Here is a 26,246-nt window from a genome sequence, read left to right on the forward strand (position 1 = left end):
TCACCGAACGTACACGGGCCGGGGCCCGGAGGGGAGTTGCATCACGGCCCGTCGTCCGCCGTGGCCGGTTCCGGTGGCAGCACGGCGCGAAGCGCCTCCCCGAAGGCGGCCACTGCCGGGTGGCCGGCGGAACCGCTGCGGAACGCCAGCTTCGTACGGCGCTCCATGTGCAGCCGGGTGAGGGCGACGGCGGGGTCCGCGGGCCCGTGCAGGCCCAGCCCGGGGACGACGGCCACGCCCTGCCCTGCGGCGACGAGCGCGAGGACGGTGGGGAACTCGTCGACCAGGTGCCGCACGCGCGGCGTGAACCCGGCGGCCTCGCAGGCGCGTACGGCCATGGTGTGGCAGAGGGTGCCGGGGGTGGCGGTGATCCAGGGGGCGCCGGCGTGGGCCCGGAGCGCGGCGCGCTGCTCCGCCGGGCCGGGGCCGCCGGCCGCAGCGGGCCCTTCCGGGTCCCGCGGACGGGCGTCCGGGGGCGGCGGCGGTCCGGCGGCGGGCGCCGCCAGGTACATCGCCTCCCGGTAGAGGGGCTCGGTGGCGATCCCCGGCTCGCGGGGCGCGGGGACGAAGTCGTACTCGTGGACGAGGGCGACGTCGAGGTCGCCGGCGCGCAGGGCGTGCGCGACGGCCGCCGGGTCCGTCTCGGTCACCATCGGCTCCAGACGGGGGTGGCGCCGGGCCAGGGCGGTGAGGGCGGCGGGGACGATGGCCCGGGTCGCGGTGGGGAAGGCTCCGATGCGCAGGGCCCCCGCAAGGCCGCTGCGCGCCTGCGCCAGGTCGGCGGCCGCCTCCTCGAGCCGTTCGAGGACGGCCTCGGCGTGCCGGACCAGGTTCCGGCCGGCCGGAGTGAGGCGGACGGTGCGGCCGGTGCGTTCGAGCAGCGGCAGGCCGGCCTCCCGTTCGAGGACGCCCAACTGCTGGGAGACGGCCGAGGGGCTGAAGCAGAGGGCCTCGGCGACGGCCGCGATGGTCCCGCGGCGGGCGAGTTCGCGCAGCAGGCGCAGGCGTCGTACGTCGAGCATCGGATCAGCTTACGGTTCGGGTAAGGAAAGCGAACTGGATCTGCGGGTCGGGCCGGGCGAAGCTCGGCTGCATGGCACAGGACACACGGAACGCACAGGACGGCGCACGGTTCGGGGGCCTCCCCCTGCACGGGATCCACGTCCCGCTCGTCACCCCCTTCACCCGCGGCGGCGAGGTCGCGGCCGACGCCTTGGAGGCGCTCGCCCACCAGGTCCTCGACGAGGGCGCCACCGGGATCGTCGCGCTGGGCACCACGGCGGAGGCGGCCTCGCTGGACGCGGCGGAGCGCGACCTGGCCACCGGGATCTGCGCCCGGGTGTGCCGGGAGCGGGGCGCGGTGCTGACCGTCGGCGCGGGGGCGGGCGGCACCCGCGCCGCGGAGGAGGACCTGCGCCGGCTGGCGCGGTGGCCGGAGGCGCGGGCGGCGCTGGTGGCGGTGCCGTCGTTCGTGCGGCCCGGCGCGGCGGGCGTGCTCGCGCACTTCTCCCGGCTGGCCGCGGCGAGCCCCGTCCCGCTGATCGTCTACCACATCCCCTACCGCACCGGGCAGCAGCTGGACGCGGAGGCGCTGCGGGCGCTCGGGGAGCTGCCGGGGGTCGCCGGGCTGAAGTACGCGGGGGGCGGGATCGACCGGGAGACGGTGGCGCTGATGGGCGACCTGCCGGAGAGGTTCGCGGTGCTCGCCGGCGACGACGTGTTCGCCTCCCCGATGCTCGCGCTGGGCGCGGCGGGCGGGATCCTCGCCTCCGCGCATGTGGCGACGGCGCGGTACGCGGAGCTGGCGGCCTCTTGGCGGGAGGGGGACGCGGTACGGGCCCGGGAGCTGGGCCACCGCCTGGCCGCGCTGGCCGCGGCGCTCTTCCGGGAGCCGAATCCCGCGGTGGTGAAGGGCGCGCTCCACGCGCAGGGCCGGATCCCCACGCCTGACGTGCGCCTTCCACTGCTGCCGGCGGGACGGCGGTCGGTTGCGGAGGCCCTGGACCGTCTCACCGCGCTCTGAGGTTTCACACGGGGGTTGCGCGCGGGGCCCGGAAACGCGGCGGGCGCGCCGGAATGCGCCCGCCGTGGGCGGTTGGCAAAGAACAGGCCGGATGCCCAATTCGAGCCATCGAACCCATATTTTGTCCGTTTTGCTCCCGACGCTCCGCAAACCGTGATGTCAGTCACTCGGGTCTTTGCAACATCATTTCCCGCCGAGGCGCGATTCCCTTTTCCAGGAAAGGAAATCCGACATTCCCCGGGATCTTCCCCAAGGTCGTTTACCGCACCGAAAGCGGCCAATGGATCACACGTGCGGTTCCGAGCCTTGTTCCGCCCCGGCGGACTCGCCTACCTTCACGTCGTTCCCGGCGGGCAGCTACCGATTCCGGCCACCGCCAGGGCTCCCCCCGCACCCGCACGTGAGGAATTGCGCCATGCCCGGAACGGGTAAGCACCGCCGCCCGAAGCAGCGTCCCGCCGTCCGCAAGCTGGCCGTCGCCGGCACCGGCGGCGCGGCCCTCGCCCTCCCGCTGATCACCGCGACCACCGCCGGCGCTGTCGTCGCCCAGCCGGCCGCGGTGCCCGCCGCGACCGCGGCGGCACTGCCCGCCGCCACGCCGGCGGTGGAAAAGGCGGCAGCCCCCGCGACGTATTCCGTGGCCATCGGCGACACCCTTTCGAAGATCGCCGTGCAGCATTCCGTGTCCGGCGGATGGAAGGCCCTCTACGAGGCGAACCGGAGCGCCATCGGCAGCAATCCCGAGGTCATCCAGCCCGGCCTGAAGCTCTCCCTCGGTACGGCCGCCAAGGCGGCGGCCGCGAAGGCCGCGGCGGCCAAGCCGGCCGTCTCGTACCCGGACAACCTCGACGGCTGGATCCGCGAATCCCTCGCCGTCATGGCCAAGCACGGGATCCCCGGCAGCTACCAGGGCATCCACCGCAACATCATGCGCGAGTCCTCGGGCAACCCGCGGGCCATCAACAACTGGGACATCAACGCCCGCAACGGCATTCCCTCGAAGGGCCTGCTCCAGGTCATCGACCCGACGTTCCGCGCCTACCACGTGCCCGGCACCTCGACCGACTCCTACGACCCGGTCGCGAACATCACCGCCGCCTGCAACTACGCGGCCGCCCGCTACGGCTCCATCGACAACGTCAACGGGCCCTACTAGCCCCCGGTGCGGCCGGGGCCCCGCGGCGGGCCCCGGCCCGGGCGCGCAGCAGCGTCCGTACCGGGGCGGCCACCCCGTAGCCGACGTCCCGCCGCAGCGCCCGCGCGCCGGCCCGCTCCACGGCCGCCAGCTGGTGCCCCATCAGCTCGGCCATGGCCGCGACGACCGGCCGCAGGCCCGGCTCCGCCAGGTCGAGGATGCCGTCCGCGGCCTCCAGGGCGGTCCGCGCCCGGCGCGCCTGCGCGGCCAGCAGGGCCCGTACGGCGGGGGTGTCGCGGGCCTGTTCTAGGTCCTCGCGGGTCACCGAGTGCTCGGCCAGGGCCGCGCGCGGCAGGCAGAGGCGGCCCTCGGCCAGGTCTCCGGCGAGGTCGGCGAGGAAGTCGACACGCTGGGCGGCGTCGACGAACCGGCGCCACCCGGCGGCCTGCGCCGCGTCGGGGCCGCCGGGGTACTGGAGGCCGGTGAAGGCGAGCAGCCCCGGCCAGGCGTAGGCGTCGAGGTAGGCCTGGAGGTCCTCCTCGGTGTCGAAGCCGCCGAAGCGGGCCTCGGCGCCGGCGGCGCCCTCCAGGAAGCGGGAGATCCAGCGCTCGGGCAGGCCGCGGACGGCAACGGCGTGCGCGTACGCCCGCAGCAGCGGGTCCGGGCCGCCGCCGGTCCGCAGCGCCTCCCCCACCCGCTCGGCGAGGGCGGCCAGCCCGTCCACCCGCTGCCGCGGGGTGCCCGTCTCGGCGGTGTCGTCGACGAGGTTCATGAAGCCGACCCCGGCGGTCATCCACGGCACCAGTTCCGGCGCGGCGAGCAGGCGCAGCGTCAGGTACGGGGCGGGCTCCCGGCGCATGACCCGGCGCGCGGCGTACGTGAAGTCGGCGCGCAGCCGGGGGTCGCGGATACCGGCCGCCGTCAGGGTGGTGCGCCAGGTGGGCATGGTGGTCGGAACTCCTCTGAACCGTGCGTGCCGTACGTGCGTGCGATGCACGTACGGGTACACGATGTCAGCTCTTGTAGACCTTCTTCACGTTGCCCCGGGTGTCGGCGTGCACGTAGCCGCCCTGCCCGTACTCGTCGCTGAGGTAGGGGCGCATCGACGGGGTCCCGTCGAAGAGCCAGGGCTCGATGATGACGTAGCGGGAGGTCGGCTTGTCGACGCCGAGTTCCTGCTTGGCCTTGTCGAGCAGGCCGGGCAGGGCGTCCCAGTTGACGCCGGCCATGTCGATCGGCGGCTCGTCGGGCTTCAGGGTGCCGCCGGGGCCGCTCTTCCTGGCCTGGCCGTCGCGGTACTGCCACCGGTCGTACGTCTTCGCACCGGGGGCGGTGGGGATGGACGCGAGCACGTACTCCTCGTAGACGGTCATCTCCGCGAAGGTGGTGGTGCCGGTCTGCTGCTTCAACGCCTCGATCGCGGTGCGGACGTTGGCGGGGGTCAGCAGGCTGCCCCGGGGCGCGGCGGCCTCCTTGGCGGGCGCGCCCGACCCGGCCGACTGCCGGGGCGCGGGACCGGTGTCGCCGGCCGTGGCGGCGGGGGCGGACGCCCCGCCCTTGCCCGTGCCGCTGCCGCCGGTGTCGCCTCCGGACAGCGCGTTGACGAGCGCGGCTGCTCCGCCGCCGGCCAGGACCACCGCGAGGACGCCGCCGAGCAGTGCGGGGCGGCGGCGCGGGGTCCGCCCGCCCGTGGGGACGGCCGCGGTGGCGGCGTACGGGGATCCGCCCCCGGGGGTGAAGGGCGGCGGGGCGTACGGCCCGGCGGGCTGCTGCGGCAGGCCCGGCGTCGGCACGGCGGGGTGCGGGGTGGCGAGCTGGGTGCTCGGCGGCCCGTACTGCCCGGGGGTGGCGTGCGGGACGGCGGCCGGCGCGGCCCCGCCGAGGGCGGCCTGCGCCTCCCGCAGGAGCCGTTCGAGTTCCGCGGCGTCGGGCCGCGCGGCCAGGTCCCGTACGAGCAGCCGCTCCAGTACGGGGCCCAGCGGGCCGGAGCGCACCGGGGCCGGAATGGGGTCCTCCAGCACGGCGACGACGGTCGCGAGGCTGGTGGGGCGGCGCAGCGGATGAGTGCCCTCGGAGGCCACGTACAGGAGCATGCCGAGCGACCACAGGTCGGAGGCGGGCAGCCCCTCCTCGCCGCGGGCCCGCTCCGGGGCGATGTACTCGGGGGATCCGATGAGCACGCCGGTGGAGGTCAGCGCGGTGGAGCCGTGCAGGGCGGCGATGCCGAAGTCGGTGAGCACGGCCGAGCCGTCGGCCCGCAGCAGCACGTTGGCCGGTTTCACGTCCCGGTGGAGGACGCCTTCGGCGTGGGCGGCGCGCAGCGCCGACAGGACGTCGAGGCCGAGCCGGACGACGTCCGCGACGGGCAGGGGCCCGGACTCCAGCCGGTCGTGCAGGGAGCCGCCCTTGACGAGCTCCATCACGATCCACGGGTGCCCGTCCTCGCCTCCGGCGGGCTCGACGATGTGGTGGATCGTCACCACGTTGGGGTGCGCGAGGCGGGCCAGGGCCCGGGCCTCGCGCACCGCGCGCTCCCGCAGCTGGACGGTGAGGCCGGGCTGGGCCGCGGCCGTCGCCGGGTCCGGCGGGCGCACCTCCTTGAGAGCGACGTCGCGGTGCAGTGCGATGTCGCGGGCGCGCCACACCGTGCCCATGCCACCGGCGCCCAGCGGCGCCAACAGTTCGAATCGGCCGTCGACCAGCTGTCTGCCGGCCTCACTCATGTCCATGGCGGCTCATCGTAGGGGCAGCCTCCGTCAGCAGCGCCTCCGGTCCTCCGTCACCGTGCCCTGCGCGGTGGACAGCGTCCGGTCGTAGCACCCGCCGGGTACCTGCGCCCCGTACAGGCGGTAGCGCTCGGTGCTGGTGCCGACCGCGTGGCGCTGCTCGCGCGGCACGTTGGCGGTGTAGGAGGCGTCGCCCGTGTACCGGTGGTCGAGGCGGCTGCGGTCGACGGTCCGGCCGCCGTGCAGGACGGCGGTGTCGGCGCGGTCGGCGACGGTGATGGCGGTGCGCAGCCGGTCGCCGGCGCCGAGAGTGGTCTCGCCGTCCACGGTGTAGGTGCGGACGGTGCGGGTGGTGGCGGATCCGCGGGTGGTGGCGGATCCGCGGGTGGTGCTCTCCTCGTCGGTCCAGGTGGCCGAGAGGGCGTCCCGGGCCTCGCCGCCGGTCCAGCGGTGCACGGAGGTGAGGCCGACGGCGCGGGTGACGGTGGTGGTGACGCGGCCGTGGGAGGTGTCCAGGCGGCCGGCGGTGGTGAGGCGGTGGCTGCCGCGGGTGTCGAGGCGGTGCGGTTCGCCGGCGGCCGCGGGGGTCCAGCGGCTGGATCCGGAGGGCTGCTCCTCTTCGTGCCGGGTGAGGGATCCGGTGACGACGGCCCGGCCCTCGTCCTGCCAGACCAGCAGGTTGGCGGGGGTGCTCCAACCGGGCCGGCCGGCGGGGAGGCCTGCGACGGACACCTCGATGCGGTGCTCGCGGCCGTCGTTGAGGAGGGCGGCGAAGGGGGTCAGGTCGTAGACGACGGGCTTGACGTCGAAGGCGCGCGGGGCGGGGGTCACGTACCAGAGGAAGGGGTTGGACCAGCCGCCGGTCCACACGTGGGGGAAGGGGGCGGCGATGCCGGCGAGGCGGCCGTCGACGGAGATGCGGACCTCGCGGTGGGGCCCGTCCGCGGCCTTGCAGGAGTAGGGCGCGGCTTCCGGGACCGTCATGTACCAGTACTCCTCGCAGCCGCCGCCGGAGCCGGTGGCGTACACCTCGGCAAGGAGGCGCTCGGTGTTGCGGGGCGTGGTGACGGCGGGGGTGGTCAGCGGGAGGACGCGGTCGGGGGTGCCGGGGGCGGGGTGGTGCCGGTCGGCGGTGTGGAAGACGAGCGTGGCCTTGACGTCGATGACGCCCGTGTACGTCTCGTTGACGACGTTCCCGATGAGCATCTCGACGGGCTGCGGCCGGCTGAGGGTGTCGCTGTAGCGGGTGACGTCCTTCTCGACGGTCCAGGTGATGCCGTCGGGCGAGGGCTCGGGGGTGGAGGTGCGGAGGATCTCGACGCCGCCGAGCGAGAGGTGGCCGAGGCGGTCGTACTGGCGTCCCCTGACCTTGCCTTCGAGGCGCAGGACGACCTTGGCCCAGCTGCCGGTGCCGCATCCGGTGGGCGGGGTGTAGTGGCCCCGGTAGGGGGTGAAGTCGCGGAACTCGGCCTCGGCGATAGTCAGTTCGCAGGAGGGGGTCGGCGGACGCGGGACCGGCGGATCGGCGGTGAGGGGGTCGTGCCAGTCGGTGCCGAACTCGGGTGGCACGTCGCCGGCGGGCGCGGGTGCGGCCGAAACGGCGGCGGGCGGGGCCGGCGCGGGGCCTGTCGCGGCCGCGGGGTGCGCGGCCGCCAGGGTGGCCGCCGCGAGCGCGAGCGCGCCGAGCAGGCCCGGCATCCTGTGTCGTGTCATGGGCCCGCAGTGAAGCCCCGCCGGGGGCGCCGCGCCAGGGCTGCCGCCCCGCGTATGGCCGGATTCCGCCCCCGGCCGGGGGCGGCGGGGCGGCGCGGATCAGCTGCGGGAGTGGCCGAAGAGGATGCGGTAGGCGACGAGCAGGACGAGGGAGCCGGCGATGGCGGCGCCCCAGGTGGCCGGGTCGTAGAACTCGCCCGCGACCGGCTTGTCGAGGAGGCGGGCGGAGAGCCAGCCGCCGGTGAAGGCGCCCGCGATGCCGATGAGCGTCGTGCCGATCAGGCCTCCCGGGTCGCGGCCGGGCAGCAGCAGCTTGGCGATGCCTCCGGCGAGCAGCCCCAGGACGATCCAGCTGACGATCCCCATGCCCGTTCACTCCGCTCCGTCGTACGTGGTGCCGCGCGGCCCGTGGTGCCGCGTCCCTGCCCTCAGGGACGCGGCGACGGCCGCAGCGGTTCTCCCCGGCGGGCCCCGGCCGCCACCGCGACCGCGGCGGCGCCGAGCACGGCGAGGGCCGCACCGGCGGCGAGGCTGCCGCGCGCCGGGCGTCCGGGCGGGGCGGCCCGGTGCGGCCGGGGACCGGCCGCGGGGCGGCCGGAGCGGTAGGAGAGCACCGACCGGCGGGAGCGGGCGCTCAGCAGGGAGGCGGTGCTCAGCCAGGAGGCGGCGGAGGCCAGCGACAGGGCGGAGCCGGCCGATCCGGCGGAGAGCACGCTGCCGGCGGAGCCGATCGACAGGACGCTGCCGACGGAGCCGATGGAGACCACGGAGCCCGCGGATCCGATGGAGAGGACGGAGTTCCTGGACCAGAGCGAGAGGATCGAGCGGTCGGCCATGCCCGTCATGCTGCCACACCGGAGACCGCCGCACCGGCGGCGGGCTGCGAACCGCCGCCCCGGCCGGGCCCGTTGGCGTGTCCGCCGTGCTGCGCGCCGGGTGCCGAGCGCGTCAGCAGCAGCACCCCGCGCGCGGCGGCCGCGGCGCCTGCGGCGGCGAGCAGCAGCCCCGCGGCTCCGCCCTGGAGCCGCTCCCCGAGCAGGACGGCGCCGATGGCCGCCGCGGCCACCGGGTTGGCCAGGTTGACGACGGCGAGCGGGGCGCCGAGGCCGCCGCGGTAGGCGCGCTGCGACAGCAGCATCCCGCTTACGGCGAACACCGCGACGAGTGCCGCGACGGCGGCGACCGCGCCCGGGGCCGGGGGCCCGCCGCGGCCGGCGGCGGCGACCGCCACGGTCTGCGTCAGGGCGGAGGCGGCCGCGGAGGCCAGCCCGGAGGCGGTGGCGTGCCGCAGCCCCGAGCGGACGTGCCGGCGGGCGGTCAGGACGCCGATGGCGGCGGCGGTCGCGCCGGACAGGGCGAGGGCCTCGGCGAGGGTGAGGGTGTCCCGCGGCGCGGGTCCGGAGGCGGGCAGGAGCAGCAGGCCCAGGCCGGCGACGGTGGCGAGGGTGCCGCGCCACTCGGCTGCTGCGACCCGGCGCCCGGCGCGGCGCGCTCCGAGCGGGACGGCGGCGACGAGGGTGAGCGCGCCCAGCGGCTGGACGAGGGCCAGGGGGCCGTAGCGCAGGGCGGCGGCGTGCAGCAGCGCGGCGGCGGCGTTCAGCCCGGCGGAGCACCACCAGGATCCGCTGCCGAGGAGGGCGCGGATGCCGCGGGCCTCGCCCGCGCGGGCCAGGCGCTCCTGGGCGACGGCGGCCGCCGCGTAGGCGGCGGAGGAGGCCAGGCACAGGGCGACGGCGACGGCGGTGGCGTTCACCGGCCGGCCCCGGCGGGCTCGGCGGCGGGCCGCGGCCGCGGCAGGCGCCGTACGGGCCCGGGCGGGCGGCCCGGGGCGGGGGGCCGCGGGACGACGGCGAGGGCGGCGCCGAGCGGGGCGGTCAGCACGCGCCGGGCCCACCGGTAGCGGCCGGGTCTGCGCAGGTAGAGCCAGACGAGGAAGGCGACGGTGGCGGGGAAGTGCACGGCCGCGCAGCAGGTGTTCGCGGCGTGGACGGGCAGTTCGCCGGCGCCCGGGCCGGGCAGCAGCAGCCGCTGGACGAGCCCCTCCCCCGGCAGGTGCAGCGCCCGCTCCAGGTCCCATACCCGGCCGGCGTCGGCGAAGGCCTCGCCCGTGCGCCCGGTGGACAGCATGCGGCCCGCCGTGCAGGCGGCGAACAGTCCTGCGACGAGGAGCAGCTCGCGCGCGAGCCGGGGCCGGCGCCCGGGTCCCGGACCGGTGCGCCGCCCGTCGGGTGTGTCGTCGTGGGAGGTCATTCCCCCGGTCTCCCTTCCTGTACTTGGGCGCCGACCGTGCGGGGTTGGTGCGGGGGTGGAGGGCGTTCGGTCTCGGCCACCGTTCAGCGAGACGCCAGTGTATCGATACAGAAGCGTATCGATACGTACGTGTACCGATACGACGGCGTTCCGCGTATGCTGGGGGCACGGACACCTTCCCGCCGCGCAGCCAACGAGGAGCGCCGCCCCATGACGTCGACGCAGGCCACCGCCGCGCGCCGCTCCAAGATCAGCCCGGAGCGGGCCCAGGAGCTGTACGCCGCCGTTCTCGACGAGCTGCGCGCGCACGGGTACGAGGCACTGACGATGGAAGGGGTCGCGGCCCGGGCGTGCTGCGGGAAGTCGACGCTCTACCGGCAGTGGAAGACCAAGCCGCAACTGGTCGCGGCCGCCCTGCGCGCGCACCGGCGGGGAACCCTCAGGGCGGTCGACACCGGCACGCTGGCCGGGGACCTGCGGGAGGCCGCCCGTATCGCGGCGGGAACCTCCGGCCGCGACACGCGCCTCACCCAGGCCCTGGGGCTCGCGGTGCTGAGCGACGAGGAGCTCCAGGCGGCACTGCGCGAGGCGCTGGTCGAGCCGGAGCTGGCGGTGTTCGGCGCGATGGTGCAGCGCGCCGTGGACCGCGGTGAGATCGCCGCCGGGCACCCGGCCCTGGAGTTCCTCCCGGCGCAGCTGATGGGCGTCCTGCGGATCCGGCCCGTGCTGGAGGGGCGCTACGCGGACGCCGCCTACCTGGAGCGGTTCGTCGACGCGGCCGTGCTGCCCGCTCTGGGCCTGGCACCGGCCCCCTGAACCGGCGGGGCGCCGTCACCGATGACCGGACGGCCCCCGCCCGCGCTGCCTCGTGGGGACGGCGGCAGCGCGCCACCCGGACCGGGCGGCGACCACCCGTCCGCGGCGTGGCCGCCGCCCGGCCCGCGCGGAGCACACCCGGTCCGTACGGATGCCGCCGCGGCCGCAGGGGGCGGCCCGGGCGCGGACGGCATCGGCGGGGCGCCCGTCAGGGGCGGGCGGCGCCCATGGTGCGGACGAACTCCTCGGGCTCCGCGTCGGAACCGCGCACGGCGGCGTCCAGCACCCACGCGTTCGCCCCGTCCCTCGTGAACCGGGCCACCGTCGCCGCGGTCGCGTCCGGCACTCCCGCGAAGTCGTCCTCGGCGAGGTCGAGGTGGCCCTCCCGGATGCGGAGGCCGGTGCCCCCGATCGCCCCGAACGTCGTGCGGCGGCCGTCGCCCGGGCCGGTGTCCTGGATCACCACGCCGACGACGACCCGGACGGATTCCGGCCTCATCCGGTCCAGTTCGAGCGTCATCACCTCGTCGAAGCCGAAGCCCTGCCCGGTGCGGCTGTCGCGGGTCAGGGTGATCGTGCCGTCCGGGGAGCGGCTGCCGAAGTGGACCAGCTGGACGGGCTCGCCGTACGGGTCGGCGGCGCCGAACACGGCGGCCACTATGTCCAGGTCGTGCGCGGGGGACCCCGCCGGACTCGGATCCCACCGGAGGGCGACCTCCACCCGGGCCAAGCCCTTGCGTACGCCGATCGACGAGCTGCTCACGAACTCCCCCTCTGCTTCACGGGTCTGACCGGCCATGCTGTCATGCGGAGCCTTCCCGGCCGTCCGCCGGCACATGTTCTCGGCCACCCCTCGGGGCCGCGGTCCCGCCGTCCACCGGGCTGCGGGGTCACGCCCCGGCCGGGACGCGCACGGTCTCCACCCAGCCCGGCGGATCCACCGGGGCCTCCCCCACCAGGGCGGCGACCACCCGGCAGGACACCGGCTCCGGCGGCCAGGGCGTGTACCCGTCGGTCAGGACGACGACGATGTCCGGCCGGTCCGGCAGCGCCAGCGCGGCTCGGATCCCGACGGCCATGTCCGTGCCGCCGCCGCCCTCCAGGACCACCTGCTCGGCGCGGGTCACCCGGGTCACGGTGTGGACGTCGGCGTCGCACGCCAGGACCGCTACCCGGTTGCCGCGCACCCCCACCTCGCGCAGGACGCCCGTCACCTCGGCCAGTGCGGCGGCCAGTTCGGCCTCGCCCATGGAACCGGAGGTGTCGATGACGACCGCGACGCGCGGCAGCGGCCGGCGCAGGCTCGGCAGCACGACGCGGCCCCCGAGCGCGGGTGTGCGCCGCGAGGGCCGGCGGTAGGTGTAGTCGACCGCGCCGCCCGCCCAGGCGGCGGCCTCCCGCACGGCCCCGGTCAGCGCCTTGCGCCAGTCGACGACCGGCTCCAGCAGCTCGTCGGCCCAGCGCTGCCAGCCGGCCGGGAGGTGCCCGCGGCTGCGCCGGTGCGCGCGCACGGCCTGGGCGGTCTGCCGGCGCAGCGCCTCCGCCTCCCTGCGGCCGACACCGCCTGGCCCGCTGTCGCCGAGCTCCCACGGCATGGGCACGCCGTGCGCTCCCGATCCGCAGTCCGGGTGGGGGCGCGGGCCGGCCGGGATGCCCGGCAGGTACCCCTCGAACAGCCCGCCGGTCGGCAGGCCGAACAGGCGGGGCTCCATCCGGCCTTCGGGCAGCGGCAGCCCGTCGGCGAGGAGGTCGTCGTTGATCTCGCAGTCCTGCGCGATGTTGACGCGTACGCGGTCCCGCTGGTCGGCGGCCGGCAGCCGGGCCGCCCGGCCGTGGTGGTCGCGCAGCAGGTGGGCCACCTCGTGGACCCACACCCCGGCGAGCTCGGCGACCGGGGTGCCGTCCACGAAGCGGGGGGAGACGTACGCGCGCCAGTGCCGGTCCACGCCCATCGTGGGCACGGCGGGGGTCGGCACGACGGCCAGCGCGTACAGCGCGGACGCCAGGTACGGCCTGGCCTCGGCCGCCCGGTAGCGGGCGGCCAGCAGCTTCGCCCGGTCCAGGCGGACCGGGTCCGGCCCGGATCCGGCGGCGGGGCGCGGCGGCCCGGCGGGGGCGGCCACGGCGGATCAGCCGCCGCCGGGCAGCGCGCCGGACAGCCGCAGCAGTTCGACGAACGCGTCGATGCCGGAGGGCACCGGCCAGTCCGGGTCGCGCATCGCGGCGAGGTCCGCGGCGGCCCGGGCCGCGACGTCCGGTACGCCCGCGTCCACGGCCTTGGCGAGCACCGCCCAGCCGGCGTCCCAGCGCGGGCGGGTCGGCTCGGCCTGCACCGCGGCCACGACGGCGATGAGGAAGGCCAGTTGGCGGTCGCCGCGGTCGGGCAGGGCGAAGGCGTCCGGGTCGGCCAGCACCCGGTCCGGGTCGGGCAGGTCGAGATTCTCCAGGTAGGCCAGCAGTTCCAGCCCGGCACCGTCGCCGACGGCGCCGGCCAGGGCCGCGGCGAGTGCCTCCCTGCTGCTCCCGGCCGCGTAGCCGGTGGCGAGGAGCCGCAGCGCCATCTCCCAGGTCCGCGGGGACGGCCAGGCGCGGCCGCGGCCCTCGGCCTCGTTCGGCATGTGGTGGACGAGCCCGGGCCGGGCCGTCAGGAAGCCCGAGACCGCGCCGCGGGCGCGGGCGACCGCGCCTGGGACTCGGGCAGGGGCGACGGCGGGAAGGGCCGTCTCCGGCCAGGTGCCGGCCATGCCGCGGGCGACGGTCCGCGGGTCGTGCGTCCAGTCGAGGTGGACGAACCGGTTGGCCAGCGGCGGGCTGAGGTGCCAGCCGTCGGCCGCGCTGGCCGGCGGGTTGGCGGCGGCGACGATCCGCACGCCCTCGGGGAGGCCCAGGCTGCCGACGCGCCGCTCCAGGACGACGCGCAGCAGGGCCGCCTGCACGGCGGGCGGGGCGGAGGACAGCTCGTCGAGGAAGAGCAGGCCGTGGCCGGTGCGGGCGAGGCGGACGGCCCAGTCGGGCGGGGCCATGGGCACGCCGGTGGCGGCGGGGTCGTCGCCGACGATCGGCAGCCCGGCGAAGTCGGACGGCTCGTGGACGCTGGCGATGACGGTCTCCAGGCCCGTGCCGATCGCGTCGGCGAGCTGCTGCATGCCGGCCGACTTGCCGATACCCGGCTCGCCCCACAGCAGGACGGGCTGGTTGGCCGTCACGGCGAGGGCCAGCGCCTCCAGCTGCGGGTTGGCCGCCGGTTCCGTGCGGGTGGCGCGCAGCCGCGCGCCCAGGGCGTCGGCGGCGGCGAGGGCGCTCGGCTGACCGCTGCTCATGCGCCGCCTTCCTCTCCAGCGCCGGTGCTGTGGCCGTCGTCCGCGTCGTCGTCCGCCTCCGCGTACTCCTCCTGGTCCTCCATCCAGTCGTCGAACCAGTCGGCGCCGATGCCGGGGTGCTCCTCCTCGACCCGGCTGCGCAGGAAGCCGAGGTCGGTGCGCCGGAAGCGGCGGATGATCTGGGCGAGCGACAGGTCGGCCTCGTCGGTGGCGTCGATCCGGCTGCCGGCCGCGACGAGTGCGCGCACCAGGGCGGCGGAGCCGCCGTTGGTGACGGCGGTGACCAGCGGGGTGCGGCCGAGCCCGTCCCGGACCTCCGGGGACAGGCCCGCGCCGAGGAGCCTCGGCAGCAGCGCGGTGTGGTCCAGCTGCGGCAGGAGGTGCAGCAGCGTGCAGCCGCGGCCGTCGCGGACGCGCGGATCCGTGCCCGCGTCGAGCAGGGCGACGACCCCCGGGGTGTCGCCGTGCTGGACGCGCAGGAACAGCTCGCGCCGCTCCTCGCGCAGGGCGCGCGGCAGCCGTACGCCGCCGGGCGCGGTCCAGGCGTGCTGAACGGCGAAGCAGCCGGTGACCGCGCCGCCGAAGGCCCGCAGGGCGCTCTCGCGCTGCTGCTCCTCGGCGCTGTGGTGGAGCAGCTCCAGGGTGCCGCCGCGGGAGTGCACCTCGTGCCATGCGGTGCGGCAGCGGACGCGGACGGGCCGGGGCGCGGCGGGTCCGGGCGGGCCGTCGGCGGGGCCGGCCTCGGGGAACAGCGAGGCGGCGACCAGGGGGTGGAGCTCGCGCGGGGTGATCCGCCCCGTGCGGACGAGTTCGAGGTCGGGCAGCCGCTCGTACGCGAACGCGGGCAGGCGGGGTCCGGAGGCGGCGTGGCCGTTCCACTGCCGGCGCTCGCAGGTCACGCGCAGGCCGCGGTCCCCGGCCGGCCGGAGGACGAGGAAGCCGTACCAGCCCGTCGGCACGGTGAACCTCCCGCCTTCGCCGGCGTCGGCGAGCCGCCGCACCTCCTGCTCCAGGCGGGTCAGGTCGACGCCGTCGGCGGCCGGCACGGCATCCGGGTCGATTCGGCCGCCCCCGACGCCCGTCTCCGGCGTCGCGGGGTCGCGGTCGAGGCCGGCGGCCGCGTACGCCGCGGGGGCGTCCCCGCGGGCGTGCAGGAGCGCGATCCACTCGGCGCGCGCGGCCGGGTCGTCGGGGGCGGGCTCGGCGGCCGGGAGGGCAGCGGGGTCGAGCGGTGTGCCGTCGGCGTGGAAGAACGGCAGCCGTCCGGCGCCGCCGGCGAGGCGGTCGCGCAGCGCGGCGGCCTGCCGGGCGTCCCAGAGGGGCCGGGCCGCGATCCAGTTCTCGTGCCGATATGAGGGGGCCCTGTGGTGCGCGCTCCGGTTGTCGTCCGCCGGGTGCAGGGGGGCGCAGTGCAGCCGCAGCCGCTGCGGGCCGTCGGCCATCGGGCCGGTGGTGGCGGAGAGGACCGGGGCACCGGCCCCGGTGCCGTAGCGGGCGAGCAGTACGCGCACGTTCGGGGCGAGGGTCGTGCGTCCGCCGAGGATGCGGGGCAGGTGCCAGCGTACGAGGTCGGGGGCGAGGTGGCGCAGGTCGTCCTCGGCCGCCTCGGCCACGGCGGCGCCGTGGCGGGCGGCGACCGCGGACAGGTCGAAGCGGACGTCGACGGCGGCGGCCGCGCAGGCGGCGCGCCAGTCGCCGGCGAGGCGGTGGGCGGTGGCGTCCTCGATCATCCAGCCGGGGACGGCGTGCCGGCGGATGCGCTGCCAGGCCGGGCCGTCCTCGTGGCGGAAGCCGCCGGGGAGCCGGCCGTCGGCGCCGGGGCGCCGGGGGCCCGCGTTCACCGGTACACGCTCGTGATCGCGCCGAGGTCGGGGTGGGCGGGCCGGGCGGGCCGCAGCCGGGCGGCCAGGGACCGCTTCACCCGGCGGGGCAGGCCGGGGCCGAGGCCGACGTACTCCAGCGGGGAACCGTCGTGGACCGCGGCGAGGAGGCCTTTCGCGCCGCGGCCGGTGAGGCCGGTGTGGCGCAGTTCCAGGCGGCGCAGCGGGCTGCCCGGCAGCGCGGAGGCGAGGGCGTACGCGCCTTCGTCGCCGGTGGCGTTGCCGGGCGCGCCGAGGCTGCGCTCGGAGCGGGCACGTCCGAGGTCGAGGGCTTCGATGCCGCCGAGGGCGTCGGCGAGGGCCCCGGCTCCGGCCGGGCCGATGCCGTTGCCGCCGAGGCCGAGGCGGACGGGGCGGCCGGGGTCGGCGGCCGCGGCGGCGGCGAGGACCGCGGCGCCGGCGTCCCCGAGGTGGTTGGCGGGCAGGTACAGCTCGCGGACGCCGGTCTCCCGGATGAGGGCGGCGAGCAGCGGCGCGTCGGCTGCGGTGAGGCCGTTGCCGCCGAGGAAGAGCCGCTCCAGCGGGGTGTCGCGGGTGCGCAGCGCGTCGAGGAGGAGGCGTACGCCCTCGCTGCCGATGCCGGTGTTGACGAGGTCGAGGGTGCGCAGGGTGCGGTTGCGGCGCAGCAGGCAGGCGAGGGTCCGGGCGCCGTCCTCCATGAGGGGGTTCCGCTTGAGCCAGAGGGCTTTGGCGGTGGTGTCGTCGGCGAGCGCGTCCGCGAGGGCTGTGGCGCCGTCGGGGCCGATGCGGTTGCAGCCGAGGTAGAGGGTGTGCAGCCCGTGGCCGTCGGCGAGGGCGGCGGCGAGAGTGCGGGCCCCCTCGTCGCCGAGGGCGTTGGTGCCGAGCAGCAGGTGGCGGGCGTGCGGGGAGCGCGCCGCGACGGCGGCGACCCGGGCGGTGCCGGCCGGTCCGAGGCCCTGCTTGCAGAGGTCGACGCGGCCGTCGGCGCGCAGGGTGCCGAGGGTGAACGTCTCGTCGGCGGCGACGGGTTCGGCGGCGGCGAGCCGCGCGAGCAGGGGGTCGAGGCCGGCGGGGTCGGCGAGCGGCAGGTCGGGGTGCTCGATCGCGGGGCACCGTACGGGTATGGACCGTGTCATCACCACTCCACCGGTTTCTCGCCGGTGACCGGCGTCCGCCACGACAGGTAAGGGCAAGACCGGTCGGATTCGAACCGACGTCCTCCAGCTCGATGCTTGGGCGCGACGACCTCTGCGCTACGGCCTTGCTGCGCAGATCATAGCGGCCGCCGCGCCATTTCCCGATCACCGGTTCGAACGCCGGAATGTCCCATAAAGGCAGAACTCAACCCATCGGTCGCTTAAGGCGGAATTGAAGCCACTCGGCACCGAATCCGAAATCGGTCATATCGCCCCCATCCTGCTCGAAGGCGTATTCGCCGCACAAACTCCGGCCGAGCCGGATCGTTACCTCAAGTTTCGCTCAATTGCAGTGACACCGCGCCGAAGGCGTTCCTAGCTTCCTCGTACACGCGTCTTGACGCCCAGTACGTCCCCGCGGTCCCCGCGCGGTTCGGTGATCCCGCTCCGCGCCCCCCGCGTCCTGAGGAAAGAGTGCACAACATGAGGGTTCCCAAGGCCGGTGCGGCCGCCGCAGTGATCGGCCTCGCCCTGACCGCCACCGGTTGCGGCGGCGACGAAGGCCCCCAGGGGACCCTCTCGGTCGGCATCAGCTTCGACCAGCCGGGCGTGGGCTACCGCGAGCCGGGCGGCACGTTCTCCGGATTCGACGTGGACGTCGCCACCTACATCGCCAAGGAGCTGGGCTACAAGCCGGAGCAGATCTCGTTCAAGAAGGTCGTCAGCTCCGACCGCGAGCTGCTGCTCCAGTACAACGAGGTCAAGTTCGTCGCCTCGTCGTACTCGATCAGCGACAAGCGCAAGGAGAAGGTCGACTTCGCCGGCCCGTACTTCACCGCACACCAGGACCTGCTCGTGCGCGCCGGTGACAATTCGATCACCAAGGCCGAGGACCTCAACAACAAGGAACTCTGCTCGGTCACCGGCTCCACGTCGGCGCTGAACGTCAAGCAGACCCTGGCGCCCAAGGCGAGCCTGCTGGAGCTGGAGAGCTACTCGGAGTGCATCGTCGCCCTCGAGGAGGGCCGCGTCGCCGCCATGACCACGGACAACTCCATCCTGGCCGGCTACGCCGCCAAGAAGGAGTACGCCGGCAAGTTCCGGCTGGTCGGCCTCAACCTCAGCAACGAGAGCTACGGCATCGGCCTCAAGAAGGGCAGCAAGGAGCTCCAGGCCAAGATCAACGCGGCCCTGAAGAAGATGGTGCAGGACGGCTCCTGGGACGCGGCCGTGAAGAAGAACTTCGGCCCCGCCAACTACAAGAACGAGCCCGCTCCGCAGATCACGACGGGCAGCTGACGCGACCGGGGGGGCCGCCGGGGTCGGGCCGCCGGGGTTCGGGCCTCCGGCGGCTGTGTTGAGCGGGCCGCGGCGGCATCCAGGCGGTACCGGCTTGCCGGCGGCGGCGAAGGCGGCCGGAATCCGCTGCACTCCGGGGTGTCGAAGCCGCCCTCGAAGTCGTCGCCGCCCATGTGCAGTTGCCGCCCGGCGCGCGGCCCCGCCCCTACTGCCCGCGCGCGGGGCCGCTGCCGAGGGGGCGGGACCGCCCCTCATCCCGCCGGGGGCTGACGGTTGTTCGGCGGAGCGTGAAAGTCCCAGCTGCGTACACATGGCGTTCACCTGTTGGGCACATGACAATATGACCCTCGCTCTGCCACCTGACGTCCCGCCAACCGCCATGGCGGGAGCGGTGCACGTGAAGAGGTCCCCCACACCATGAAGATGTCCCGCCATTCCGCCTGGGCGGCCGGTCTCGCCGCCGCCGCGCTGATCGGCATACCGGCAGCGGCGTCCGCCGGAACGATTCGGCAGGCAGACACGGCCGCCCCCTCCGGCACCTCCGCCGCGGTGGCCGCGGCCACCTCCGCCGACGCGTACGACGCGTACTACGCGCCCGCCGAGGGCAAGACCGGCGCCGCCCTGAAGAGCGCGCTCCACGACATCGTGAAGAACCAGTCGAAGATCGGCTACAGCAGCGTCTGGAACGCACTGAAGGCGACCGACCAGGACCCCGCCAACCCCGCCAACGTGATCCTGGTGTACTCCGGCCGCTCCCAGTCCAAGTCGGCCTACGGCGGCGACTCCGACGACTGGAACCGCGAGCACGTCTGGGCCAAGAGCCACGGCGACTTCGGCACCACCACCGGCCCGGGCACCGACCTGCACCACCTGCGCCCCGAGGACGTCACCGTCAACAGCATCCGCGGCAACAAGGACTTCGACGAAGGCGGCAGCCCGGTCCCCGAAGCCCCCGGCAGCTTCACCGACGCCGACTCCTTCGAGCCGCGCGACGCCGTCAAGGGCGACGTGGCCCGCATGCTGCTCTACATGGCCGTCCGCTACGACGGCGGCGACGGCTTCGCCGACCTGGAGGTCAACGACCGGGTGAGCAACGGCAGCGCCCCGGCCATGGGCCGGATCTCCGTGCTGAAGGAGTGGAACCGGATCGACCCGCCGGACGCCTTCGAACGCCGCCGCAACCAGGTGATCTTCGACGTCTACCAGCACAACCGGAACCCGTTCATCGACCACCCGGAGTGGGTCGACTCCATCTGGTGACCGGCGGGCCGTCCCCGCGGCACGGCGGACCCGCCCCCGGGCGGGCCGCCCCGGCCGCGGGGATTGACCCGGGCGCGGGCGGGTAGCGGCAGGTCAGCGGCTGCGGTCCGCACCCGGCGTCGGCAGCCCCTGGAGGTACGTGATGGACGGAGCAGGACTCTCCGACCGCGAACGGCGCACTCTCTCAGCGATCGAGGCGCACCTCAAGGGCGACCGGTCGCTGGCCCGGATCATGCGCTTCGCGCGGCTGCGCCACCAGGCCATGGCCGCGGGCGCACTCGGAGCCGTGACGCTGGCCCTCCTGATCGCGGCCTCGGTGACGGTCTCACCGCCGCTGATCTGGGCCTTCGCCGGAACGTGGACCCTGACCGTCGTGATGGCGCTGCCGGTGCTCGCCCAGCTGGCCCGGTACCGCTGGCAGCGCCGCGAGCGGGCCGGCGGGCGCGCCGGCTGACCGCCACGCCGGGCGCCCGCTGCCCGGGCCGCCGACGCCGTACCGGAGCCGACGCCTTGCCGTGATCCTCAGAGCCCGTCGGCGAGGGCCCTGAACGCGGCCCAGTCCTGCTGCGGCGGACGGGGGTCCCACACCTTCTGCGCGAGCGCCGCCAGCGGCAGCCTGATCCCGGCGGCCACCTGCTCCTGGGTCTGCGCACCGGCGAGGTCGCACCAGACCGCGAAGCGGGCGCCGAGGATCTGCGGCGCGTAGCGGGTCGGGACGGGGGTGGTGCCGCGCAGCACCAGCGGTGTCCACTCCTCGTAGATGCGCTGCCCCGTCGGGTACGTGAAGTCGTTCGGCTCGCCCAGGACGTAGTACAGGTACTCGTCGTTGAGGTTGACGACCTTGCGCCCCTCCTGCAGGTACGGCAGCGGCGGGCGCGCCCCGATCTCGCGGCCCGTCCAGTACTCGGCCTGGATGTCGGCGGCGGGCTGCGCGACCCCGCCGGCGAAGAAGCCGTCGTTCCAGGCCTTCGGCACCCGGCCCGCGGGGCGGACGACGGCCGCCCGGTCGTTGAGCCAGCCCGTCGCCAGGTCCTGGACCTTCGCGGACGGCCCGAACCGCTCCCGGGCGGCGCGGGCCAGCTGCGGGAAGGACGCTTGCGGGTCGCGGTAGACGAGCGCCTGGTACTCGTCGGCGCCCAGGTGCCAGGCGGTGCCGGGGAACAGCGGCAGGTACTCGCGCAGCAGCTCGTCGACGAGGCGGGCCGCGGCGGGGTTGGAGATGTCGACGGCCCCCTTGACCGCCTTGCCCTGCGCGTCGCGCAGCTGGAGGTCCGGGTGGACGCGCAGCACGGCTCCCAGGTGCCCCGGCGAGTCGATCTCGGGGACGACGGCGATGTGCAGCCGGGCGGCGAGGGCGGTGATGCGCCGCACCTCCGCCTTGGTGAGGTGCGGGGTGGAGACGATCTCCGGATGGGTGTCCGACTCGATCCGGAAGGCCTGGTCGTCCGAGAAGTGCAGGCCGAGCTGGTTGAGCTTGAGGTCGGCCATCTGCCTCAGCCGGTCCTCGATCCAGCCGGCGGTGAAGTTCTTCCGGGCGATGTCGAGGTTGAGGCCGCGCTGCGGGACGGCGGGGCCGTCGCGCACGGTGCCCTCGGGCGCCGAACCGGCGCGGGCCACCTCCTGTTTCAGGGTCCGGGTGCCGTAGAAGACGCCGGCCTGGTCGGGTCCGGTGATCCGGACCCGACCGTCCTGCACGGTCAGCGTGTACGACTCGGGCCCCCCGGAGCCCGGGACCCCGAGGGCGAGTTCGACATCGCCGCTGCGCGCCGCTGCACTGTCGGCGAACTGCATGCGCAGTTCGCCGGCGAGCAGCCTGCCCTCGTCCGCCAGGGCCGCGCTGTCGGCCGCCGGTACGACGACCCGCGCATCGGGGGCGGGCCGCCAGCCGGGCCCGCGGGCGGGCACGTGCTCGCGGACGGCCGGCACGGTGCGCGGGGCGGAGGACAGCGCGTACGACGGCGTGGGGGCGGGGGCGGCCGCAGCGGCCGGCTCCGAGGCGGTGGGCGCGGCTGCCGTGCCGGGAGCGCTGACGGTCCCGGCGGGGGCCGGGGCGCGGGCACCGTCGGGGGCGGCCGTGCAGCCGGGGAGGGCAAGGACGAGGAGCGCGGCTACTGTTGCCGTCGCGGTGGTGCGGCCTCTCCTGGCGTGCTCGTGCTGTCGCATCATGTGTCCCCGCCTCCCCGTACCAACGTGGCACGGGGGATCCGCGAGCGCGACCCGGGGCCGGTGCCGTCAGGCGGCCAGTGGGGCGACGGCCGCGGCGGCGAAGCCGTGGTCCTCCTCGGGGGCGGCCCCGCCGACGCCGACGGCGCCGACGAGGCGGCCGCCGCGGTGGACGGGCAGGCCGCCCGATATGAACGGCAGCGGCCGGTCGAGGGCGGTGGCCAGTGTGCGGAAGGGGCCGTCGGGCCGGACGGCGTCGACCAGGTCGGCGGTCGGGGCGTTCAGCTGGAGCGCGGTGCAGGCCTTGCGGGTGCTGGTCTCGCCGGAGATCAGCACGGCCCGGTCGTCGCGGCGGAAGGCCAGCAGACGGCCTCCGGCATCGAGGGCGGTGATGCTGACGCCGGCGCCGGCCGCCTCGGCGGCGCTCCGCGCGGCGGGGAGCAGCAGCTCGGCCTCCCCGCTGGTCAGCGGGGCGGCGGCGAGGGCGGTGGTGGCGGCCATGCGGTGCCTCCTGGATGTGGGTGGGGCGGGGCGGTGCCGGGCCCGGCCTGCGGGGGCGGGGGCGAGGGTTCGGGGCGGGCGTCCCGCGGGTCAGCGGCGGGCGCCGGCGGGTACGGGCGCTTCGGCGGTCGCCGCCGCCGCGGTAGAGGAGGCGGCGACGCGTCCGGGGCGGGGGGCGTCGCGCCGCTCCAGGACGCCGGAGACGACGGCGAGCACCAGGGCGGACCCGGCGAGCGCGGCGCCGACCCAGTTCGGGGCGGTCCAGCCGAGGCCGGCGGCTATGACGAGCCCGCCGAGCCAGGCGGCCAGGGCGTTGCCCAGGTTGAAGGCGCCTATGTTGACGGCGGAGGCGAGGGTGGGGGCGCCGGCGGCCTGGTCGAGGACCCGCTTCTGGAGCGGCGGCACGGTCGCGAAGCCGAGGGCGCCGATGAGGACGACGGTGGCGGCGGCCGCCGCCTTGTGGTGGGCGGTCACCGTGAACAGGGCGAGGACGAGGGCGAGGGACGCGAGGGATCCGTACAGCATGGCCATCAGCGCCCGGTCGGCGAAGCGGCCGCCCACGAGGTTGCCGGCGACCATGCCGAGGCCGAAGAGGACGAGGATCCAGGTGACCGAGGAGTCCGCGAAGCCGGCCGTCTCGGTCATCATCGGCGTGATGTAGGTGATGGCGGCGAAGACGCCGCCGAATCCCAGGACCGTCATCGCCATCGCGAGCAGGACCTGCACGTTCTTGAAGGCGGCCAGCTCGTGCCGGACGCGGACGCCCTCTGGCCGGGGCAGCTCGGGGACGAGTCGGGCTATGCCGAGGAGTCCGGCGACGCCGAGGGCGGCGACGATGAGGAACGTGGTGCGCCAGCCGAGGGTCTGGCCGACGAGGGTGCCGAGGGGGACGCCCACGACGTTGGCGACGGTGAGGCCGGTGAACATCATCGCTATGGCCCCGGCCTTCTTCTCGGGGGCGACGAGTTCGGCGGCCACGACCGCGCCGATGCCGAAGAAGGCTCCGTGGGCCAGGGAGGCGACGACCCGTCCGGCGAGCATGGCACCGAAGGCGGGTGCGAGGGCGGACAGCAGGTTGCCGGCGATGAACAGCCCCATGAGCAGCATCAGCATCCGCTTGCGCGGTATGCGGGTGCCGAGGACGGTCATGACGGGGGCGCCGAGGACGACGCCCAGCGCGTATCCGGTCACAAGGAAGCCGGCGGTCGGGATCGAGACGCCGTAGTCCGCCGCGACCTCGGGCAGGAGGCCCATGACCACGAATTCGGTGGTGCCGATCCCGAAGGCCCCGATGGCGAGGGCCAGGAGTGCGAGAGGCATGAGGGGTGTGCCCTTCAAGGAGGAAATGGAGGTACCGCCGCGGCCCTTGCAGCCGCCGCTTACTTGCGTCCACATTAATTGCACACGCGGGATATTTGCAAGCGCGGGATATTGCACCGGTGTCCTATCCTGGAGGCGTGCGGGCACCCGGCCCGGAAGGAGGAGCCCCATGACGGCCACCGACGGCGCGCCCACCGCCCTCTCCCAGGGCTGGTGCGCCCTCTCCCTGCTGCACAGCCGCATAGAGGCGCACATCGAGCGCGCGCTCCAGGCGCACCACGGCCTGAGCGTCCGCGAGTACTCCCTCCTCGACGTCCTCAGCCGCCAGCACGACGGCCCCGGCGGGCACCTGCGCATGAACCAGGTCGCCGACTCGGTGGTCCTGAGCCAGAGCGCCACCACCCGCCTGGTCAGCCGCCTGGAGGACCGCGGCCTGCTCAGCCGCTACCTCTGCGACACCGACCGGCGCGGCATCTATACGGATGTGAGCGAGAGCGGCCTCGAGCTGCTCGCGGCCGCCCGCCCGACCAACGACGCCGCGCTCCGCGAGGCGCTCGACGAGGCCGCCCGCAACCCCGAGCTCGCCCCGCTCGTCGACGTGGTGGAGAACATGCGGCCGGGTTCCGCGCCGACCCCGGCCTGAGCGGCCGCCAGCCGCCGCGTGGCGCGTGCAGTGTCCGCGGTACGGCATGATCGAGGGATGTCTGATCGGATCATTGCCGCCTGCGACGGAGCGGCGAAGGGCAACCCGGGACCGGCCGGCTGGGCGTGGGTCATCGCCGACGCGGCGGGCAGCCCGGAGCGCTGGGAGGCCGGCCCGCTGGGCCGGGCCACCAACAACGTGGGCGAACTCACCGCACTGGCAAGGCTGTTGGAGGCCCTCGAGCCGGGGACGGCCGTCGAGGTGCGGATGGACTCCCAGTACGCCATGAAGGCCGTGACCCAGTGGCTGCCCGGCTGGAAGCGCAACGGCTGGAAGACCGCCGCCGGCAAGCCCGTCGCCAACCGCGAGCTCGTCGAGCGGATCGACGCGCTCCTCGCCGAACGGGACGTGGAGTTCCGCTACGTCCCCGCGCACCGCACCGACGGCGACCGCCTGAACGCCATCGCCGACCAGGCCGCCAGCGACGCCGCCACCACCCAGGAGGCCGCCGGGACCGCGCTCGGCACCGCCGGGATCCCCGTGCCCGACCCCTCGCGCAGCACCCCCGCCCGGCGTCCCTCCGCGGCGCCCGCCAAGCGGGCGTCCTCCGCCGGCGGGAAGGGCTCCGGGCGCGGCGGGCGCGCCTCGGTGAAGGCGAAGTTCCCCGGCAGCTGCCCGTGCGGCAAGCCGTACGCCTCCGGAGAGACGATCGCGAAGGTCGGCGCCCGCTGGGGCCACCTCGCCTGCGCCGGAGCGGCCGCCCCCGACCCGGCCGCCCCGTAGCCGGCGGCCCCGCGGCGGGAACCCCCGCGGCCGGGAGCCGCACCGCCGAACCCGGCCGCCGGCTCCCGGAACGTCACCCCCCGCTGCGGCTCGGCCCCGGGGACGCGGACGCCGCCGCGGTCCCCTGCTGCGGGGCCGGGGAGGACGCCGGCGGCGCGGGCCGCGAAGCGGACGCCGAGGGCGAGGCCGGCGGCCGCTGCCCCTGCGGGGTCGCCGAGGGGCCCGGTGCCGGTGTGGCCCGGGTCGCACCGGGCGAGGACGGCTCCGGGGACGGCACCGCCGACGGCGCGTCCGGGCCGGGCGTGCCGGGTACCGGCCCGGGCGTCGTGAACGGGGGCGGCACGGCCGGCGGCTCCGGCCGCACCGGTCCGGCGCCCTGCCCGGACAGCAGGTAGGCCGCGGCAGCGGCGGCCGCAGCCAGCCCGGCCGCCGCCGGCAGGGCGAGACGCCGCCGGTGCCGCGCCAACCGCAGCCACGCACCGGCCCCGCGGCGCACCTGCGGGCCCGGCGGGTCCGCCGGACGCAGGTCCCGTACGGTGACCGACGCCGCCCGGGCCCCGAGCGCCCGGCGCAGTCTGCGCTCGACCGGGCGCTCGACGGGGCGTTCGCCGTACGTCATGTCCGACCCTCCAGGATCCGTTCCAGCGCGTCCAGGGCGCGGCTCGCGTTCGACTTCACGGCGCCCCGGCTGATGCCGAGGGTCGCGGCGATCTCCGCCTCGCTCAGCTCCGCCCAGTAGCGCAGGACGAGGACCTGCCGGCGCCGGGGGGTGAGCCGGGCGAGCGCCGCGAGGACCTCCCTATGGGCCTCGTCGAGGACGACGTGCTCCTCCGCGGACGGTACGTCCACCGGGGCCGGCGGGGTCCAGGCACGGGCGGTCCGCCGGCGGCGCAGCACGGACCGTGAGGTGTTGACAACGGCAGTGCGCAGGTAGCCCAGGGCGTTGTCGACCTCGGCTATGTCCTCGCCGTGGCGGCGGTAGAGGGCGGTGAAGGCGTCCTGGACGACGTCCTCGGCGGTGGCCAGGTCGTCGACGAGCAGCACGGCCAGGCGGACCATGCCCAGCCGGTGCGCGTGGTAGAGCGCCGTCACCGTGGGCCGGGGCCCAGCGCCGGACCCCGGCTCCCCGAAGGCGTCGGCGGGCCCGTACTCCCGGCCGGGCGCGGGCCCGTACGGGGTCGTGGCGAGCCGGGCAGGGGCCTGCGGCGGGGACGGTTCGCTGAGCAGCAGCAGCGCCCGCAGGCCCCGCCATGCCCGGCGGAGTCCGGGGACGGCGGGGCGTGCGAGCGGTGCGGGCTGTGCCAGGTGGAGCACGGG

26 protein-coding genes and 1 tRNA gene are annotated in these 26,246 nt (G+C 76.0%); 8 read left to right on the top strand and 19 right to left on the bottom strand.

The features are described 5' to 3' along the window. Positions 1 to 41: 41 nt before the first annotated feature. On the bottom strand, positions 42 to 1,022 hold the full coding sequence (locus ACZ462_RS04245; RefSeq protein ID WP_467808199.1) for a LysR family transcriptional regulator: 981 nt from the start codon (positions 1,020 to 1,022) through the stop codon (positions 42 to 44). 71 nt (positions 1,023 to 1,093) lie between these two features. Here ACZ462_RS04245 and ACZ462_RS04250 point away from each other — a divergent pair, with 71 nt between their 5' ends. After that, on the top strand, positions 1,094 to 2,023 hold the full coding sequence (locus ACZ462_RS04250) for a dihydrodipicolinate synthase family protein (RefSeq protein WP_467808198.1): 930 nt from the start codon (positions 1,094 to 1,096) through the stop codon (positions 2,021 to 2,023). 415 nt (positions 2,024 to 2,438) lie between these two features. Next, positions 2,439 to 3,179, top strand: a complete 741-nt coding sequence (locus tag ACZ462_RS04255) for a LysM peptidoglycan-binding domain-containing protein (RefSeq protein ID WP_467808197.1) — start codon at positions 2,439 to 2,441, stop codon at positions 3,177 to 3,179. Here the strand turns inward: ACZ462_RS04255 and ACZ462_RS04260 are convergent. From ACZ462_RS04260 to ACZ462_RS04290, 7 genes are all read right to left on the bottom strand, one after another. Next, positions 3,163 to 4,104, bottom strand: coding sequence for a squalene/phytoene synthase family protein (locus tag ACZ462_RS04260; RefSeq protein ID WP_467808196.1), 942 nt, complete (start codon positions 4,102 to 4,104; stop codon positions 3,163 to 3,165). The genes ACZ462_RS04255 and ACZ462_RS04260 overlap by 17 nt on opposite strands. Before the next feature lie 67 nt (positions 4,105 to 4,171). Beyond that, positions 4,172 to 5,887, bottom strand: a complete 1,716-nt coding sequence (locus ACZ462_RS04265) for a serine/threonine-protein kinase (protein WP_467808195.1) — start codon at positions 5,885 to 5,887, stop codon at positions 4,172 to 4,174. Positions 5,888 to 5,914: 27 nt separating this feature from the next. Next, the gene (locus ACZ462_RS04270) at positions 5,915 to 7,597 is read right to left on the bottom strand and encodes a peptide-N4-asparagine amidase (RefSeq protein WP_467808193.1); all 1,683 of its coding nucleotides are present in this window, start codon (positions 7,595 to 7,597) and stop codon (positions 5,915 to 5,917) included. A gap of 99 nt (positions 7,598 to 7,696) precedes the next feature. Next, positions 7,697 to 7,963 carry a GlsB/YeaQ/YmgE family stress response membrane protein gene (locus ACZ462_RS04275; protein ID WP_467808192.1) on the bottom strand — a complete coding sequence of 89 codons (267 nt, stop codon included), beginning with the start codon at positions 7,961 to 7,963 and terminating at the stop codon, positions 7,697 to 7,699. Between the two features lie 62 nt (positions 7,964 to 8,025). Next, positions 8,026 to 8,442, bottom strand: coding sequence for a hypothetical protein (locus ACZ462_RS04280; protein ID WP_467808190.1), 417 nt, complete (start codon positions 8,440 to 8,442; stop codon positions 8,026 to 8,028). Next, positions 8,439 to 9,350 (bottom strand): hypothetical protein, encoded by a 912-nt coding sequence (locus ACZ462_RS04285; protein ID WP_467808188.1) that lies wholly within the window; start codon positions 9,348 to 9,350, stop codon positions 8,439 to 8,441. The genes ACZ462_RS04280 and ACZ462_RS04285 overlap by 4 nt, the downstream gene beginning before the upstream one ends. After that, positions 9,347 to 9,847, bottom strand: a complete 501-nt coding sequence (locus ACZ462_RS04290; protein WP_467808186.1) for a phosphatase PAP2 family protein — start codon at positions 9,845 to 9,847, stop codon at positions 9,347 to 9,349. Before ACZ462_RS04290 ends, ACZ462_RS04285 begins: the two co-directional genes overlap by 4 nt. Before the next feature lie 210 nt (positions 9,848 to 10,057). Between ACZ462_RS04290 and ACZ462_RS04295 the strand changes: the two genes are divergently transcribed. Then, positions 10,058 to 10,663 (top strand): TetR/AcrR family transcriptional regulator, encoded by a 606-nt coding sequence (locus tag ACZ462_RS04295; protein ID WP_467808184.1) that lies wholly within the window; start codon positions 10,058 to 10,060, stop codon positions 10,661 to 10,663. Positions 10,664 to 10,871: 208 nt separating this feature from the next. Here ACZ462_RS04295 and ACZ462_RS04300 read toward each other — a convergent pair whose 3' ends face one another. The 6 genes from ACZ462_RS04300 to ACZ462_RS04325 all read right to left on the bottom strand — a co-directional run bounded on the left by ACZ462_RS04300 (position 10,872) and on the right by ACZ462_RS04325 (position 17,087). Then, the gene (locus tag ACZ462_RS04300) at positions 10,872 to 11,462 is read right to left on the bottom strand and encodes a TerD family protein (RefSeq protein ID WP_467808183.1); all 591 of its coding nucleotides are present in this window, start codon (positions 11,460 to 11,462) and stop codon (positions 10,872 to 10,874) included. 91 nt (positions 11,463 to 11,553) lie between these two features. Beyond that, positions 11,554 to 12,786 (bottom strand): vWA domain-containing protein, encoded by a 1,233-nt coding sequence (locus tag ACZ462_RS04305; RefSeq protein WP_467808181.1) that lies wholly within the window; start codon positions 12,784 to 12,786, stop codon positions 11,554 to 11,556. A 6-nt stretch (positions 12,787 to 12,792) separates the two neighbouring features. Further along, a complete protein-coding gene (locus tag ACZ462_RS04310; RefSeq protein ID WP_467808179.1) occupies positions 12,793 to 13,983 on the bottom strand; it encodes a sigma 54-interacting transcriptional regulator in 1,191 nt (396 codons plus the stop codon). Continuing rightward, entirely contained in the window at positions 13,980 to 15,824 is a 1,845-nt protein-coding gene (locus ACZ462_RS04315; RefSeq protein WP_467808178.1) for an ankyrin repeat domain-containing protein, read from the bottom strand. The genes ACZ462_RS04310 and ACZ462_RS04315 overlap by 4 nt, the downstream gene beginning before the upstream one ends. Beyond that, positions 15,821 to 16,960: a leucine-rich repeat domain-containing protein gene (locus tag ACZ462_RS04320; protein WP_467808176.1), complete on the bottom strand. Its 1,140-nt coding sequence runs from the start codon at positions 16,958 to 16,960 to the stop codon at positions 15,821 to 15,823. The genes ACZ462_RS04315 and ACZ462_RS04320 overlap by 4 nt, the downstream gene beginning before the upstream one ends. Before the next feature lie 54 nt (positions 16,961 to 17,014). After that, positions 17,015 to 17,087 (bottom strand) — tRNA-Arg (locus ACZ462_RS04325). A gap of 356 nt (positions 17,088 to 17,443) precedes the next feature. On the opposite strand from ACZ462_RS04325, the gene ACZ462_RS04330 reads away from it, so the two are divergent. The 3 genes from ACZ462_RS04330 (at position 17,444) to ACZ462_RS04340 (ending at position 19,973) form a co-directional block, all read left to right on the top strand. Continuing rightward, positions 17,444 to 18,259 (top strand): glutamate ABC transporter substrate-binding protein, encoded by an 816-nt coding sequence (locus ACZ462_RS04330; protein WP_467808175.1) that lies wholly within the window; start codon positions 17,444 to 17,446, stop codon positions 18,257 to 18,259. 423 nt (positions 18,260 to 18,682) lie between these two features. Then, positions 18,683 to 19,519 (top strand): endonuclease I family protein, encoded by an 837-nt coding sequence (locus tag ACZ462_RS04335; protein ID WP_467808174.1) that lies wholly within the window; start codon positions 18,683 to 18,685, stop codon positions 19,517 to 19,519. A gap of 142 nt (positions 19,520 to 19,661) precedes the next feature. Beyond that, positions 19,662 to 19,973 carry a DUF3040 domain-containing protein gene (locus tag ACZ462_RS04340; RefSeq protein WP_467808173.1) on the top strand — a complete coding sequence of 104 codons (312 nt, stop codon included), beginning with the start codon at positions 19,662 to 19,664 and terminating at the stop codon, positions 19,971 to 19,973. 68 nt (positions 19,974 to 20,041) lie between these two features. Here ACZ462_RS04340 and ACZ462_RS04345 read toward each other — a convergent pair whose 3' ends face one another. From ACZ462_RS04345 to ACZ462_RS04355, 3 genes are all read right to left on the bottom strand, one after another. Then, a complete protein-coding gene (locus tag ACZ462_RS04345; protein ID WP_467808172.1) occupies positions 20,042 to 21,685 on the bottom strand; it encodes a beta-N-acetylhexosaminidase in 1,644 nt (547 codons plus the stop codon). Between the two features lie 66 nt (positions 21,686 to 21,751). Then, positions 21,752 to 22,183, bottom strand: a complete 432-nt coding sequence (locus ACZ462_RS04350; protein ID WP_467808170.1) for a heme-binding protein — start codon at positions 22,181 to 22,183, stop codon at positions 21,752 to 21,754. A 90-nt stretch (positions 22,184 to 22,273) separates the two neighbouring features. Then, positions 22,274 to 23,503 carry an MFS transporter gene (locus ACZ462_RS04355; protein ID WP_467808169.1) on the bottom strand — a complete coding sequence of 410 codons (1,230 nt, stop codon included), beginning with the start codon at positions 23,501 to 23,503 and terminating at the stop codon, positions 22,274 to 22,276. A 169-nt stretch (positions 23,504 to 23,672) separates the two neighbouring features. Between ACZ462_RS04355 and ACZ462_RS04360 the strand changes: the two genes are divergently transcribed. Both ACZ462_RS04360 and ACZ462_RS04365 read left to right on the top strand, forming a co-directional pair. Beyond that, on the top strand, positions 23,673 to 24,146 hold the full coding sequence (locus ACZ462_RS04360) for a MarR family winged helix-turn-helix transcriptional regulator (RefSeq protein ID WP_467808168.1): 474 nt from the start codon (positions 23,673 to 23,675) through the stop codon (positions 24,144 to 24,146). Positions 24,147 to 24,203: 57 nt separating this feature from the next. Then, positions 24,204 to 24,929 carry a ribonuclease H family protein gene (locus ACZ462_RS04365; RefSeq protein ID WP_467808167.1) on the top strand — a complete coding sequence of 242 codons (726 nt, stop codon included), beginning with the start codon at positions 24,204 to 24,206 and terminating at the stop codon, positions 24,927 to 24,929. Positions 24,930 to 25,002: 73 nt separating this feature from the next. On the opposite strand, the gene ACZ462_RS04370 is transcribed toward ACZ462_RS04365, so the two are convergent. Further along, positions 25,003 to 25,548: a hypothetical protein gene (locus ACZ462_RS04370; protein ID WP_467808166.1), complete on the bottom strand. Its 546-nt coding sequence runs from the start codon at positions 25,546 to 25,548 to the stop codon at positions 25,003 to 25,005. Beyond that, positions 25,545 to 26,243, bottom strand: a complete 699-nt coding sequence (locus ACZ462_RS04375) for an RNA polymerase sigma factor (protein WP_467808165.1) — start codon at positions 26,241 to 26,243, stop codon at positions 25,545 to 25,547. Before ACZ462_RS04375 ends, ACZ462_RS04370 begins: the two co-directional genes overlap by 4 nt. Positions 26,244 to 26,246: the final 3 nt, after the last annotated feature.

It is taken from the genome of Streptomyces sp. NPDC031121, assembly GCF_055570615.1.